This is a genomic window from Leptospira meyeri, from assembly GCF_004368965.1.
Lineage (GTDB): Bacteria > Spirochaetota > Leptospiria > Leptospirales > Leptospiraceae > Leptospira_A > Leptospira_A meyeri.
In genome coordinates this window covers 1,960,566-1,975,988 of sequence record NZ_SORO01000001.1, presented here as the reverse complement: position 1 = coordinate 1,975,988, position 15,423 = coordinate 1,960,566, and the positions used below count along the sequence as shown (strand labels likewise).

The window sequence follows — 15,423 nt, the reverse complement described above, 5'->3', positions numbered from 1 at the left end:
TTTTGAAGAAAAATATAAAAGAAATTTCTACGTTAGTTGCTGAGGATGAGTTTTTATCCAAACTACCGACGGAAGATTTTAAAAAGTTTCTTGGATTATTTGAATTTAGGTCACTTGTTGCAAATGATCGAGTAGGAGGAAGTGAATATGAACCAACTCCTCTGATCATTGTTGAAACAGGAAGGATTCAGGTTAAATTAAAAATTAATGAAAAGGAACTTTTGATAAAAACCTTAACGGAAGGTTCCTTTTATGGCGTTGCAGAATTCTCTTCTGATTCACTGAAAAAACAACTTTTTCAAACCGAAGAAAATTCAAAGGTAAGAGCATTATCCCCAGGTCAGTTTTTAAGATTTATTGATTCCGATAAAAAAAGAAAACTATTATGGAACGAGTATAAAGAAAATATTCAACTTCGAGATGAACTAAGAATTCATCCATATTTTAGAAAATTGTCTAATCTTGAGATTCAAGATTTGGCCAAAGTACTTATTAAACGAAAAGTTAGTTCTGGACAAATTTTAATCAAAGAGGGAAGTAAAAGTTCTTCCTTGTTTTTCATTCGATCTGGTCGATTCAAAGTCACAAAATCCACTTGGCAGAAAGATTATTTTTCATTTGTCGAAGCAGGTTCTGTTTTAGGCGAAATGGGGGTTTTAGAAAAAAAAGCGCGAAATGCAACCGTTACTGCTGTAGAAGATAGTTTTGTTTATGAACTTTCTTCAAAGGATGCGAACCAATTTTTCAAAAAATCGGAAAGTTTATTAATTACAATTCGCTCCATTATGAGCGAAAGAAAACTGAATTTAGGTGATGGTTCGGAAGAGGATATTTTCGAAACTTCAAACATTTATGAAGAAGATAAATTTCATTTTTTGCCAAAGTTAAAATTTTCTCCACCACTCAGAAACCAAATCAGTTTTCCTTTTATATTACAAGATGGAAAGTCACAATCAGGAGATGCATGTCGAAAAATGATTTTCCGGTATTGGGGTTTTTCATTTGCAGATTACGATGCGGATCCGACATTTCCTGACTTTGACCCTGATATCAGACCGAACCATTGGAAAAGTAGTTTTGGGGAAGAGAAGGGTGATTGTTATTTTGTAAATTGGAAAGAACATGAATTAGAATTAACGAATATTCCTACGATTGGATTTATAGAAAATTCTAGATATGTTATCGTAAAGTCGATTGAGAAAAAAAGAGTTCAAATTCTAGACCCTGAGTTTGGAGAAGTAAATCTTTCAAGGGAAGAATGGGAACAGAAGTCTTCAAATGTAGTTATCTATTTTAATCCTAAACAAAAACCAGAGCAAAAGTGGGAATGGAAGAATAAATTTTTTTCTGGCTTAGTAGAATATTTTTTGCCAGCAATAAAATATTTAAAAGCAGGAATTGTTGCTAGTTTTGTAATTAAGGGTTTAGAAGTTTTTATCCCCCTAGTCAACTTGTATTTGATAGATGCAGTTTTGTTACAAGAAAATAAAGAGTTTTTTTTTCCTGTAATTATCGCTGTTGTTGTACTAAGTTTTTCTCAGTCGTTTCTTGCGTATTTTAGATCAAACGTCATTTTTTTTACTAGTAATCGTGTTAACCAAACAATTGCAATACGATTTTTGGTTAAGTTAATTTCGTTACCCATATCTTTTTTTGAAAGAAATCGAAAAGGAGAAATTTTAAATCGTTGGGAAGAAATTGAATCGGTAATTTTATTTTTTTCAGACCAAGGAGCGATGAAATTTTTTGATTTGGTTTTTAGCTCACTTGTGTTTATTATATTTCTTTTTCTTTCTCCGGTGTTACTGATCATCATTGGATTTTTGATTTTACCCGAGATGTTAATTCTTCGTACGTTGACTCCGAAAGTCATTGAAGAAACTAAAAAAGAATCATTAAAAAAATCTGAAACTTTAAGTTACTTTATAGAGACAATCAATGGCTTTGAGACAATTAAAAATTTGGGCGCAACCTATTCGCATCGCTGGGACTTTGAAAAGAGACTTACAACTCAATTAAATTCAGAGGGTAAAAAATTGTTTTACTCTAACTTACTTTTTACAAATACCGAATTTTTTAAACAAATAACCATAGTCATTGTAATGTTAGTTGGCAGTATTCTAATACTGAATGATCAAATGACATTGGGTACTCTTTATGCCATCATTGGACTTGTTACCTACATTCGAAATCCTCTTGTCTCCTTATACAGTGATTTTTTGAAATTTCAGAAAGCAAACGTATCATGGAATAGGCTGCGAAGTTTTGAATCATTAGATAGTGAAATTACAGATCGCGATAATCTGTTCAAAGTTGATTTACCAGAAGTGAAAGGTAATATCGAGTTCAATAATTTGAGTTTTTCATACGATACTCTAAAACCCGAATCTGGAATTCGAAATTTAAAAATCAAAATTCAGTCTGGTAAAAAAATAGCCTTTGTCGGAAGGAGTGGTAGTGGCAAATCTACTATTTTAAAATTGATTCTTGGATTATACAAACCTCAGGAAGGTGAGATTATCATTGATGATGTTTCTTTGGATGAAATTTGGTTACCTAGTTTACGTACAAAAATTGGTGTTTTATTTCAAGAAAATCCTATGATTGCAGGTACTGTCCGGGAAAATATTTCAATTACTAAACCAGAGGCAACTCTCAGTGAAGTCGTGGAAGCAGCGAAACTTGCTTGCATTCATGATGATATCGTGAAACTACCGCTTGGTTATGATACAGAAATCTCGGAACGTGGTTTTATCTTTTCCGGCGGTCAAAAACAAAGAGTTTCGCTTGCTCGATTGTTTTTACAAAAACCAAGTTTATTATTATTGGATGAACCAACCGCTTCTTTGGATAAAGAAACGGAAGGTAGAATTCTGTCTCATATTAATTCCGTGTTCACCGATTCTACCATCATTACCGTCGCCCATCGACTGGATACAATCCGTAATTATGACCAAATTTTTGTCTTAGAACGTGGAAAATTAGAAGGAAAAGGAACACACAAAGAGTTACTTTCTAAGAGTGGAATTTATCAATTACTTCATTCCAAACAGGAAGCTATCCGATAATTCAAATAGTGTTTCTTTTTAATCGACATATCTTTTTATTTTTTCTTTTCATTACTCCTGGGATTTGTGTATGGTCCGAGGCGGTAGACTTTTATGACTTACCAAAGTTAGTGGGCGAAAAGTCTTATGAATTGAAATTAAAGGAAATGGAAATTGAACGTAAAAAAGTAGATATAGATTCAAAAAATTTACGTTATTTACCTTCTGTTAATCTGGAGCATTCTCCTTTTTATGAAGCTTTAAGAGGGGATGGATACAATCGAAAAGGTTGGAGCACTTCGCTAAATCTAAATTGGAATTTTCAGGACCAAGGAAATACGGTTTTAACCAACATGATCTTGGAATTAGAATATGAACGTCTCTTACTGGAATATCGTGCCTTATACCAAAAAGAACTATTCGATCAGGCTTTCCAATATGCTGAGACCTTAAAGCTATTAGCTTTTTATAATTATGATTTTTCCAATGAATCGGATGCGGACAAACAATTTCAAACGGTTCAAAAACTCTACAAACAAGGTATAGAATCTTATTTGGTAACCCAAAATTCTAAGGTTGATTATTTCTTTTACAAATACAATGCCATTAAATCTAGATTAGACCAACAAAAAAGTCAGTCCATATTTAGAAGGAAATTTTTATTAAAAGACGTTGCTCTAAAACAAATCCCTGAACGTGAATATAAAATTCTACCCTTGGAAGCAACTCTTTCTGAATACGAGAAGAATCTTTCTGAATTGAACTTTGATATTATTCTAACGATTAACCAGGTAAAAATTTTAGAGATACAAAAATTGGTTAGGTTCAATGAACTGTGGATCCCTGATTTTTTTGTAAACGTTTACAATCAATCCAGTCGTGAATCCTTTTCAGGTTTGAGTGGAACATGGGCCAACTCCATGGAAGTTTACGATTATAGCCGCAATGACTTTAGTCGCTATGCAAGATCTTCGGATGCGGATTTTAATGTTGGAGGAAATTTTGGTTTTAGATTTCCTTTATTCAATCGCTGGTTATCAAAAAATGAATTTGATAAATCCAAAGTTGAAATCAAGTTAGCAAAATCTCAGTCGCAATTTTTAAAAGAAAATACTGGTCTATATCTCTTTGAGTTAATACAACAACATAACAATCTAGTTGAGTTATATGATATTTCCCGTGAAAGTAAACGGATTGCGGAAGAAAATTATCAGATTATGGAAAAGGCATACAAAACTGGATCAGCTTCTATCATCGAATTACAAACGGTCGATAGACGTTTAAGAGATGTTATGCGTAATGAAATCCAAAATCGTTATGATTTAATCCAACTTAGATTACAAATTGGTCTTCTTCTGGGTGACACTATGAAATTTTTAAATTTTTAGAGATCCGTTGGGCGAGGTTTATAATTTTCTAAGTTCATTGTTCTAATTCCGCACCTTTCTGTTTTCCACTGAGTAAGTATTTCATCGGATTTTACTTTGTTTTTATAATGAATATAAGGTGTACTCAATATTGGTAGAAGGAAAATAGGAGAAAATGCTGAGCTGAGTAGGGATAAGGTGACAACCAAACCGAGAGTCAAAGTATTTTCATCGAATACTTCTGTGACTTGTCGTTTGGTTTGATAATAATAAGCTAAACAATCTTCAGTATGATTTGCAGGATTGAATGGAATACTAACGCATCCTACAAAGCTGATAAGATTTAAAACTATAATGATTCGGATAAATTTTGGATACATGTTCTAACAGCTTCTAAGTTTGTTTCTTCAATCATACGATGAAAGTTTCTTACTTTATAGAGTCCATATAAGAATTGAGAAGTATTCCCATTTTTGGTAATAGTTTCTTCTTTGATTATAGATTTGTTTTTATATAATTTGTATTTGAATTCTACAGTATATTCACCTTCTCGATATTGGATGGGCCATATTCCTGTAAGAGGCCACAAAACAGGCCAACTATATAACCAATGGTATTTGTCTTGGAAGTTGGATTTCATTTCCACATCGATCGTATAAAATTCGGACATGGTTTTAGAATCTAAGTCAGTAACTACATTTTGAAAAATTCCAGACGAGGATAAGTGGCCTTTAAATGCCATTCTCCAAGCATCAGTATACACTCCTCGATCAGCTGAAAGGATTTCAAACTTTCCAATTACCAAAGGTAGGTTAGTTTGTGGTCGATTTGTGTTTCCATTTGGTGATGGGGGTGGGACCTGCCGTAAGTCAACGGAACAATGAATGAATAAAAAGAATATGATAAAGTAAACGATGGATTTCATTTTTCAGGTATTCAGATTAATTGTTTTGTCAGATGAATCAATCAATTTTCCTTACGTTTAAAGATTTGTATGCTGTCCTCAATGGATTCTTTCCATTCGTATCCAGAAGGGGTTTGGAAGATTTGAGGATCGGCAGGGAAACGATACAATACAAAATATTCTGCTGAAGGTTTTTGGTTTGGCAAAAATAATGTAACGATCGTTCGGTTTGAAAGGTAATGTGGTACGTTGGAAACAACTGTCTTGTCTATTAATAAACCACGTAGAGTTTTGTAAGATTTTCCTGAATTTTCTTGGTTCATATATTCCTTTCTATATGAATAGGACTTCGTCAATGGTCCGAAGAAAAGAAATAGGAAAATCGAAACAATTAAAGATGTGTAAACAAATAATCGTTTGTTTATCGTATGAATGGTCTCTACACTTTCCATAAAGCTAATGAAAATAATGGGAATCGCAATAAAACTATGATGGGTGAATGGAGTTTTGTTTACTTCATATGATGAGGTGAGAGAATACAATAGGTAAGGTAACAAACAAAGGATGAGTTTGTTTTTGAATTGTAAAAATAAAAACGGTATGTTTAAGAATAAAAATAGATACGGAAACAAATGTAAATTTTGTATCGCTAAAATTGGATTTTGGTAACGTTCCCAATGAGCAGGCATTGGATTGTATGTTGCAGAATTCTGTATTCCACTTAGTAGAATGATAGAAATAACAAAATAGGAAAAGGCGATAATCCCAATTCCTATACTTTGTTTTTGATTCGAGTGCCATTCAGTTAATGCAAATACAATCCAAACCAATGCGCATTCTTCTTTTGCGAGCAGACTCAATACAAAAAAAAGAACCCAATATTTTGATTTTTGTTTCCAGAAATAGTAAAATAGAAAGAAGAGAGGTATCCATATCACTTCGGGATGGAAGTCAAAAATTTGAATCCAATAAATCGGAAGGAATAAGGCATATAACAAAGGAAAAGACCACCCATATGAAGTTTCTCTCTTAAAAAAGGGAAAGATTAAAATCGGAATACTCAAAACAAAGGCTTGGAATATAAGTAAACTTTCAATAAATGGAAAATAATAGTATAACAGAGATAAGGGGTAAATGTACCAATTAATATGGTCGGCAAAATAATGGTGGATTTTACCATCAATACCTAGAGAGGTAATGGCCTTAGAGTGATGAACTATATTATAGAATAAATTTTCAAAAAGCCCGATATCCACACCCGCACCCATATGTTGGTAGCGAAAGATGGATCTTTCTGATAAAAAATAGAATACTAGCGACCATACAACCAACGAAGGCAGGTGATGTCGTAAAAAATTCATTTTATTTTGTAAAACTACCGGTAATTGCAGCTTCCGCACATTTCATCCCATCAATGGCAGCTGAGACAATTCCGCCCGCATATCCTGCACCTTCACCACAAGGAAACAATCCTTTGATTTGAATGTGTTCTAATGTTTCTTGATTTCTTGGAACCTGAATGGGAGATGATGTACGTGTTTCTGGCGCATGGATAATTGCTTCATTTGTGAAGTATCCTTTCATTGATGATTCAAATTCTTGAAATCCTTTTTTTAAGGAATCGGCAATGAGTGGAGGAAGTAATTCTGACAATGATACAGAAACAAGTCCCGGTGTATAAGAAGTTTTGGGAAGATCGTTTGAAATTTTGTTTTTGGTAAAATCAACCATTCTTTGGGCAGGTGCTTTTTGCGTTCCTCCATTCATAACAAAGGCTTTTTGTTCGATTGAAGCTTGGTACTGCAGTGCTGAAAAAACTCCATAGGATTCAAATGGTTTGAAATCATCAAATCGAAGTTCTACGACGATTCCAGAATTTGCAGTAGGACGAGAACGTTCGGCACTTGACCAACCATTGGTGACTACTTCCCCCGGTTTTGTGGCGCAAGGGGCAATCACACCACCGGGACACATACAAAAACTGTAAACACCTCTTCCATTGATTTGTTTGACAAGAGAATACTCGGACGCAGGGAGAAGAGGATTTTTGATATCACAATGGTATTGGATGGAATCAATTAAACTTTGCGGATGTTCTACCCTTACTCCAATCGCTAGAGGTTTTGTTTGGATTTGTATTCCTTTTTCATAAAGAAGTTGGAACATCTCTCTACCAGAATGGCCAGTGGCAATGATGACGTTTTTTGCCATCCACTTTTCTCCAGAGTTAGACTTTACTCCGGTAATAGAATTTCCTGAGAGAATTAAATCTGTAATCCTTGTTTTAAAATGAATTTCTCCACCAGCTGCAAGAATGCACTCTCTGATGTTTTGAATAATACGTGGGAGTTTGTTAGTCCCGATATGAGGATGAGCATCAACTAATATTTGTTTTGTTGCACCAAAAGTTACAAGATATTCTAGAACTTTTCGAATGTTTCCACGTTTTTTGGATCTAGTATAGAGTTTTCCATCGGAATAGGTTCCGGCCCCACCTTCCCCAAAACAATAATTGGAATCTTCGTTGACAATGTGGTGAACATTGATTCCTCGCAGATCTTCCACTCGTTCTTTGACATTTTTCCCACGTTCTAAGATGATTGGTTTTTTTCCTAACTCTAATACACGTAAGGCGGCAAAGAGTCCAGCCGGTCCTGCACCAATGATAATAACTGGTTCTGCTAAACTTACATTGCGAAAATGCGGAACTGGATATTCGAGCGGAATGAAATTTTCATTGATATAAACTTCCAATCGTAATTGGAAAACTACATTTTTTTGTCTGGCATCAATTGAACGAGAAGTACATTCAATATGTTTGATATCGGACTTTGGAATTTTGTTTTGTTTGGATACAAACTGCAACAAATGGTCTGGATTTGATGCAATTTCCGGTGTGACTCTTACATTTAGTTCTAGTTTCAAGGTTAAATTCGTAATCTAAATTTCTAAATTAAAACAACAATAGAAAATGACGAGATAAATTACAATGTTTGGACTGTAAGATTATTGAATTAGGTTTTTTCTCATTAAAGATGCAATCGCTTTTTCATTTTCTCCGGACTTCGAATCTAAATTTGATATCACCAAATTCCGACGTTCCACCGAATGATTTTGGCTGAGTTTTTGTTTGCCTTCAATGTGAGTAATTTGAATTTCAAAAGGAATAATTCCTTTTTTTAATCCTTCGATGTAATTGATATCTACAGATTCAATTCGGTATTTAGAATCTTTTGATTCGAAACGTTTGACAAGAGTAACCAAACCTTCATGGATTTTTTTTGAATCTTCTACAATTTTTAGAATTCCTTTAACATGGACAGCCGTGAAATTCCATGTTGGAACTGCCCTTTCGGTTTCATACCAAGAAGGCGATATATAACAATGTGGACCAGAAAAAATACAAAGGACTTCTTTTCCTACACTCTCCTTTTGTGGATTCGGTTTTGCAAAATGTCCAACTAATGTTTGTTTGTCCTTAGAAAGAAGCAGAGGCAAATGTGTCGCCACCATCCCATTTTCTGATTCAGATACTAATACCGAAAAAGGGTTTTCTTCGATAGATTGATAAATGAATTCGGTTTCCATTTGAAAATGTTCGGGAATGTACATGGTGGCGAGCTCCTAATAAATTTAAACAGACTTCCAGAAATAAGTTAAAAATTCTGTTTCTTGTTCAAAACCTTCCTTTGCATACAAAGCACGAGCTTCTTTGTTATGGGTAGAAGTGGAAAGTTCTAATCCTTTACCAGAATTTGATTTGGTAAAGGATTTGGCTTCCGCAATCAATTGTTTGGCGATTCCTTGTTTACGAAATTTATTTTTTACAAAAAGGTCATTTAAGATATAGGATCTTTGCATAGAAATGGAAGAGAATACTGGATATAGTTGTGTAAATCCAGCGATTTCGCCACTGTTTGGATCTTCTGCTAGAAATATAATGGATTGTGCATGTTCCATTCTATCTTGCAAAAATCGATTTGCGCCTATTATGTTAGTTGGTTGTCCATAGAATTGTCTGTATTCGTCGAATACAGGGGTAATTTTAGAAATGTCTTTATAGTTCGCTTGTCTTATTTTCATATTTTGGTACCAATGAGAAACATATTACCGATAAAATTGCTGTGACCGGTGTTGCCAGTAAAGTTTCTAAATCGGTGACGGCAACTAGATTCCCTATTGTGTTAAGTAAAAAAATAGTTCCAATGAATCCAAAAACAATTCTGATCCAAATAGGCACCAAACCTTGGTTTAAGTAACGTGTATACTGAAAACTTGACCATAAAAAGAAGGCGTTTACTAGAAGAGAAACCGATTCCATCACATACATCTCCTCTACACTGCTGAGTCTGCCTCCCCAAAGGTATTGGAATGGAATCACTTGTAAAAGAGCCAAGATATGAAAGATCATTGTCATTGAAAATAAACCGATTAAGATTCTGCTTGTTAAGGTTCTTGTTTTTTGGGAAGGATTCCACATACTATTTTCCTTTGGTTTGTAAGTAATAAACATAATCAATTTCTGGAGATTTACCACCTAGCTGGGTGATAGCGGCAGTGATTTGTCCCCGGTGATGGGTTCTGTGGTTAAAATTGTGTTGTACCACATCACAAAAAATAAGCTCGGTTTCAAACCCTCTCATTGTCTTATAACGAAAAATAGTTTCCCAAATTGAATTGTCAAGGTCTGCGAGGAAAGAATCCCATCGTTCTAAACTTTGAATCATTCGGCTTTTTAATGTTTGACGGTCGGGTTCAAGTTCTTCAGCTAAAGACGAAGGGACGTAGACTTCTCTGATGAGTCGTGAATACCATACCTTTTCCACAAGTAACAAGTGATTGAGTGTTCCATGTATGGAGTTAAAAAATAAACCAATATCTTTTTTGTAATCTTCTTCCGATAAAGTATCGATCGAATCGTACAAAAGATTTGTGGCCCAAATATGATAAGCATTGTTTCTCAAGAAAAAATCTTTCATAGAGAAAGATATTTTTGATTGATCCGAGAAATCAATGACTAATTTAAATCAATTTTTTATACTTCATGTTCTATTTCTTTTTCTAATAAATAAAAAAACTAATTAGGACTGTAGCAATTACTACGACCCAAGAAGGAGTTTTCCAATATTCCAAAAACAAAAAACCGGAGATGGCAAGAGCAAAATCTTTTGGGGAGAGAATGGCACTTGTCCAGACAGGCTGATAAAGGGCGGCGAGTAGTATCCCAACAACGGACGCATTGATTCCTAACATGGATTTACGAATGTTTGGGTTGTTTCGGAGTTTTTCCCAGAATGGCAAAATCCCAACTACCAAAAGAAAAGACGGTAGGAAAGCTGCCACCAAACAAATGATCGCTCCTTCCCATGCGTTTGGTTCTAGATTGGACACAGCTCCCAAATAACCACTAAAAGCAAACAGTGGACCGGGAATTGCGTTGGAAATACCATAACCTGCAAGGAACAAATCATTACTTACCCAACCAGAAGGAACAACTTCTGATTGCAAAAGTGGTAGTACAACATGGCCGCCTCCAAACACGAGTGCACCGGCTCGATAAAAACTATCAAATAGTTTGATTGTTTGGTTTGAATATATTTCTCTTAATAAAGGTAGAATGAGTAGTAATACAAAAAATAGGATTAAAAATAAATATCCTAAGTTTTTATTTCCTTTATGTAAAGGTTCATGTGGAAGGTCAGAAGAAGATTTAAGAAAAAAAATCCCAATAATTCCAAAAAAAATTAGAATCAATATTTGCAAAAAAGCAAAACTAAAAAAAAGAAGGATAACGCTTGTTATGAGAGCGATAGTGATTCGTTCTTTATCGGGACAAAGTTTTTTTCCCATGCCAAGGATTGCTTGTGCGACCACAGCTACAGCAACCACTTTTAATCCATGAAGCCAGTGGTTGTGATTTGTGACTTCCAATGTTGATACACCGAGTCCAAAGAGAATCAGAATGATGGCTGATGGTAAAGTAAAACCAATCCAGGAAAGGATTGCACCGAAAATCCCAGCTCGGGAAAGTCCAATGGCCATGCCCACTTGGCTACTGGCAGGACCAGGTAAAAACTGGCAAAGGGCAACCAAGTCTGCATACGCAAGTGCGCTCATCCATTTTTTTTTAGTTACATACTCATCATGAAAATAACTTAAGTGCGCGATTGGACCACCAAACGAAGTACAGCCGAGTTTGAGTGCAGTAAAAAAAACTTCAAAATATTTTTTCAATGTTGGTTCCTCTTTTTAAAACTTCTTTTTGTTCATTGAAATGTATTATTTACTCAGTATTTCACCAATTAATTCCTTTAATTTTGCTTTTGCGGCGAACAGTTCTTTTTTTCCTTTTGATGTGATGCGATAAAATTTACGTTTTACTTTTCCAATTTGTTCAACTCGAGAACGGATAAGCCCTTTTTCTTCTAAATTTTTTAGCATCGGATACAGAGAACCTGGACTGATTTTATATCCATGTTCTTTTAGTTCTTCCATCATCCAAACACCATAAATTTCTTCTTTTTCACAATGATGCAAAATATGAATTTTAATAAAACTGGAGAAAAATTCATTAATTCGCATTCAAAATCATATTACGATATCGAAAATAGATAGTCAAATAGATAAATTCAAAATCTTAACTTTTAAAAAATTTTGATTTAAGAAAAGAAGAACATTGTGTTTCTTTTACTTTACTTTACTTTACTTTACTTTACTTTACTTTGGTTTGGGCTGGGGCGCCTCGAATATATTTCGTGTTAGAATCTCATTCTGAAACCGACCGCGCTTTTCGCTCCAATCTTTCCCAATTTGTTTTTGCAAATGAAAATGGATTTCATTGGGAAAGGATTTCCGCTACAATCGCTGGCGCAGGGAAAAGTTTATGATCGAAAAAAAGTCTAAATCAACTGAAAGATGGATTCTGTCTGTTGGTTCTGGAATTCATCATTGTTTGGGAAATGGTTCCAGTGGTCGGCTGTTTCTTTTCTTTCAGGAAAATTTGTGTATATGATATCAAATGAAAATCGGTTTGAATTGTAATTTCCTTTGTGGATTAGATGAGCAGAAAACACCAATAAATCTCCTGGATTGTGAGGGATTAGAAATTGATTGCTAATATCTTCGTGATTCTTTTTTCCATCTAATTCCAAACGAATCTTTCTTTCTTCTTCAGTGTCCCAACGTTTGTGAGATCCCGGAACCAACCAAATGCCAGGATCTTTTTCTAAGGGAATTCGAAAGTGCCAAACAAAATCTTTTTGAATTCTTTCGAATTGTTTTTCTTCGGGAATGCCCATGTATTGGATGTCCCTATGCCAATAGGGAAGTTTGTTCGTATCTTCCGGATTAAAAAAGATCTGAGTATTAAGAAAATACATTGGGCCATCGAAAACAATCTTACCAATTTCTAGTAAAGCATCCGATCCAATAAATTGAAAAAGGGTTTTTCGATCCTTTTTTTCTTTTGTGAATTTTGTGGAAGTAAGATAAGCACTATTTACATTTTTCGAATGATTCAGTTCCTTGGACCATTCGGCATTGGAACGGAAGAGGATCTCTTTTAATATTCCAATCTGATCTATCGGAATATAATTGGGAAACAAATGGTAACCAAGAGATTCCAATTGGCTTTTAGCCTTTGAATCAATCTTATTCATGTGAAAAATAAATTAAATTTGTTTTTCCATATAGTGATGAGAGGGAATGATGCCTTCCCAACCCAATGGATGTCTTGTTTCTTTGATTTCAAAACCTAAGTTTTGATAAAGGGAAATAGCAGGTTTGTTTTCTGCGGAAACGTCCAAAGAAATGGTTTTATATTTTTTATTCTTCGTGGTCATGTACTCGATTAGTTTTTTTGCAATTCCTTTGTTTCTTTCTGTTTCTGAAACAGCAATATGACCCAAGTACAAACATCCAGATTTTGGTGGTTGGATGATGGTTTCTGTTTTGAGTCCCTTTGCCATTACTTTTAGTGCATTCCATTTGTATACGGAAAGGATCCGAATGGCTGTCACCGCTGTCAGTGCCAGAAAACTAGGTTGAGTATAAGATAAAATAGAACCAACTACTTTGCCATTCAGTTCAGCCACATAATGATTGGTATACGATACGGTGTTTCCTCTTTTTACATAAGATGAGTTTAAAAAATCAAAAGGAGTTTTTTTCCCTTCCCCAAAAACATAAGTCCATGCTTTGGGTCCTGAAGAATAAATGAGAGGAACAATGGTTTCTACATCTGTTGGTTTTGCAGTACGAATGATTAGGTTTGGATTTTCCATATGATAAAAAAGTGCGTCCTTAGATTAAAATAGAAATCTATCTAATTTTTTTAAAGATATACTTGATTCGTCAATAGAGAATTTTTTGTAACCTTGCGCCCCGGATCAAAGCGGAAATCCTTTCCTGAAAGGAAAGATTGTAGCGACGAGCCGGAGATGTGCGCCCAAAAAGAACAGAAACAATTTCTAAAATGTAAAGGAAACAAATACATTGATGAGTTCTTTTGTTGCCAGTTGGGGACCGTTTAAATTTTGATGGAAGGGTTTTCCATATTCAAAACCAAATCGGGCACCTTGAAAAACTCCACTTGTGATAAGAAAGTTAACACCAATGAAAAGGTCACTTCGCATTCCACCTTGACGATAAGGATCATTTTGTGGGTCCATCTTTGGGTCAAGAGTTGCGTCCATTCCTTGGAGATTCAACCACCTTTGCTTTGCTACACGAAAGGAGATCGATGTACTTTCATGAACAAGAAAGGATAACCATCCAGAAATTTCGTATCGATTTCCGAATCTGTAGTTATTATCATTTTTTCCGATCCGTAAGTTTGCTTGTGATTGTGCTCCCCAAGATATTCTCTTATAATTTCCGTTATACGAAAGTTGGGGTAATAAACTATAAGTTCCAACTCCAGGTTGCATATTGTAAGGTACTTTTTGTTTTCCCATCATAGGCATATTGTCTCTTTCATCAATGGAACCCGTGGGAAGAGAAATTCCCATTCCTGTAAAAAAATTCTGATGTTCTGTTTTGATCAATCGATAGGCAGTACTAAAACTAACATCGCCAATTCCGGCAGAACTCATAGGTGCTCTGTCAAAGTTACTGGATAACATCGTCATTTTGTTTTTTACTGCAGGAACCATAAACATAATCATCCATTTATCAGAAATAGAAGTCATGGCACTCACCATATTCATTTCCATAACCATATCTGTTGGTACAGACATGTAATTATATTTGTTAGATGATAATGTGGGTATAGTGGTTCCAATTGGCGAACCTGTTATCAAGCTTCCTGTTGGCATAGCGACAGTAGGATCTGTAAAAGGAAAATACAAAGTTCCAAGGTCACTGAGTCCGGTACTTCCAGATTGTAAACCCCACATTTTCATTCCCATATAACGATAATCTATCATCCACTTTCCTTTTTCGTGGATATGTGGATTCATAATTCCTGCTGGTGCCAACATGTCGGCACGGTTGTGGTGCTCATGTCCCTCATGGTTAGAATGATCATGTTCCGAATGGTCTTCGTTAGTTTGTCCTTTGGGATCGAAGTTGGACATATCGACTTCATCTGAATTTTGTGAAACATTGTTGGTATTTCCTGTTTCTACTTTTTTGAATGAATTTGATTTATTGTTTGAATCTTTGTTTGGTGAAAAAGTTTCAATCGAGATATTGGTTTGTAGTTCGGATCCATCAGAAAAAACAAAACGAAACGGAATGGACTCTTTTAGTTTTAAAGGAGATTTGATTCCAAAGAGCATGATATGAAATCCTCTTGGAGTGAGATGTGTCATAGCATTTTTGGGAATTGGAATTTCGGAAACAGGAATCATTTTCAATCCCGTATCAGAAGGTAACATCGTATATAACTCGACTCGGTCAGCTATGTTTGATTTGGCTTGGACTAGTTTTTTTTCTATGTTTGTTTCGTTATTTAAGGTGAGATAAACAACAGAAGTTGATGAGGATGTATATTTGATATAAGCATTCTCAATTTTGACCTCTTTGGAAATCAGAGGAGTGGTGATTAGAAATAAAATGAGTATGTGTTTAAGTTTCATTTGTTTGGGTTATCCTTTTCCAAAAA

General features: G+C 34.8%; 15 protein-coding genes. 2 read left to right on the top strand and 13 right to left on the bottom strand.

The genetic code is table 11. The features are described 5' to 3' along the window. Nucleotides 1–2: 2 nt before the first annotated feature. Both CLV96_RS09225 and CLV96_RS09220 read left to right on the top strand, forming a co-directional pair. A complete protein-coding gene (locus CLV96_RS09225; protein ID WP_004786972.1) occupies nucleotides 3–3,068 on the top strand; it encodes an ATP-binding cassette domain-containing protein in 3,066 nt (1,021 codons plus the stop codon). A gap of 8 nt (nucleotides 3,069–3,076) precedes the next feature. Continuing rightward, nucleotides 3,077–4,435 carry a TolC family protein gene (locus CLV96_RS09220; RefSeq protein ID WP_020776588.1) on the top strand — a complete coding sequence of 453 codons (1,359 nt, stop codon included), beginning with the start codon at nucleotides 3,077–3,079 and terminating at the stop codon, nucleotides 4,433–4,435. Here the strand turns inward: CLV96_RS09220 and CLV96_RS09215 are convergent. The 13 genes from CLV96_RS09215 to CLV96_RS09155 all read right to left on the bottom strand — a co-directional run bounded on the left by CLV96_RS09215 (nucleotide 4,432) and on the right by CLV96_RS09155 (nucleotide 15,397). Continuing rightward, entirely contained in the window at nucleotides 4,432–4,794 is a 363-nt protein-coding gene (locus CLV96_RS09215; RefSeq protein ID WP_134151951.1) for a hypothetical protein, read from the bottom strand. The genes CLV96_RS09220 and CLV96_RS09215 overlap by 4 nt on opposite strands. Then, nucleotides 4,764–5,339: an LBF_2127 family putative lipoprotein gene (locus CLV96_RS09210; RefSeq protein ID WP_134151949.1), complete on the bottom strand. Its 576-nt coding sequence runs from the start codon at nucleotides 5,337–5,339 to the stop codon at nucleotides 4,764–4,766. The genes CLV96_RS09215 and CLV96_RS09210 overlap by 31 nt, the downstream gene beginning before the upstream one ends. Before the next feature lie 41 nt (nucleotides 5,340–5,380). After that, complete coding sequence (locus CLV96_RS09205) at nucleotides 5,381–6,679, bottom strand: DUF2079 domain-containing protein (protein WP_134151947.1); 1,299 nt, start codon at nucleotides 6,677–6,679, stop codon at nucleotides 5,381–5,383. Nucleotide 6,680: 1 nt separating this feature from the next. After that, the gene (locus CLV96_RS09200; protein ID WP_134151945.1) at nucleotides 6,681–8,243 is read right to left on the bottom strand and encodes an NAD(P)/FAD-dependent oxidoreductase; all 1,563 of its coding nucleotides are present in this window, start codon (nucleotides 8,241–8,243) and stop codon (nucleotides 6,681–6,683) included. Between the two features lie 81 nt (nucleotides 8,244–8,324). Next, complete coding sequence (locus tag CLV96_RS09195) at nucleotides 8,325–8,930, bottom strand: FMN-binding negative transcriptional regulator (RefSeq protein ID WP_134151943.1); 606 nt, start codon at nucleotides 8,928–8,930, stop codon at nucleotides 8,325–8,327. Between the two features lie 21 nt (nucleotides 8,931–8,951). After that, on the bottom strand, nucleotides 8,952–9,401 hold the full coding sequence (locus tag CLV96_RS09190) for a GNAT family N-acetyltransferase (protein WP_134151941.1): 450 nt from the start codon (nucleotides 9,399–9,401) through the stop codon (nucleotides 8,952–8,954). Continuing rightward, nucleotides 9,376–9,798, bottom strand: a complete 423-nt coding sequence (locus tag CLV96_RS09185) for a hypothetical protein (RefSeq protein WP_134151938.1) — start codon at nucleotides 9,796–9,798, stop codon at nucleotides 9,376–9,378. The genes CLV96_RS09190 and CLV96_RS09185 overlap by 26 nt, the downstream gene beginning before the upstream one ends. Nucleotide 9,799: 1 nt before the next feature. Then, entirely contained in the window at nucleotides 9,800–10,297 is a 498-nt protein-coding gene (locus CLV96_RS09180) for a DinB family protein (RefSeq protein ID WP_134151936.1), read from the bottom strand. A gap of 82 nt (nucleotides 10,298–10,379) precedes the next feature. Further along, on the bottom strand, nucleotides 10,380–11,552 hold the full coding sequence (chrA, locus tag CLV96_RS09175; protein WP_134151934.1) for a chromate efflux transporter: 1,173 nt from the start codon (nucleotides 11,550–11,552) through the stop codon (nucleotides 10,380–10,382). A 45-nt stretch (nucleotides 11,553–11,597) separates the two neighbouring features. Continuing rightward, a complete protein-coding gene (locus CLV96_RS09170) occupies nucleotides 11,598–11,900 on the bottom strand; it encodes a PadR family transcriptional regulator (RefSeq protein WP_020776649.1) in 303 nt (100 codons plus the stop codon). 317 nt (nucleotides 11,901–12,217) lie between these two features. After that, on the bottom strand, nucleotides 12,218–12,976 hold the full coding sequence (locus CLV96_RS09165) for a phytanoyl-CoA dioxygenase family protein (RefSeq protein ID WP_134151932.1): 759 nt from the start codon (nucleotides 12,974–12,976) through the stop codon (nucleotides 12,218–12,220). A 12-nt stretch (nucleotides 12,977–12,988) separates the two neighbouring features. Next, on the bottom strand, nucleotides 12,989–13,600 hold the full coding sequence (locus CLV96_RS09160; protein WP_134151930.1) for a GNAT family N-acetyltransferase: 612 nt from the start codon (nucleotides 13,598–13,600) through the stop codon (nucleotides 12,989–12,991). 186 nt (nucleotides 13,601–13,786) lie between these two features. Then, nucleotides 13,787–15,397 carry a copper chaperone PCu(A)C domain-containing protein gene (locus CLV96_RS09155; protein ID WP_134151928.1) on the bottom strand — a complete coding sequence of 537 codons (1,611 nt, stop codon included), beginning with the start codon at nucleotides 15,395–15,397 and terminating at the stop codon, nucleotides 13,787–13,789. Nucleotides 15,398–15,423 lie beyond the last annotated feature (26 nt).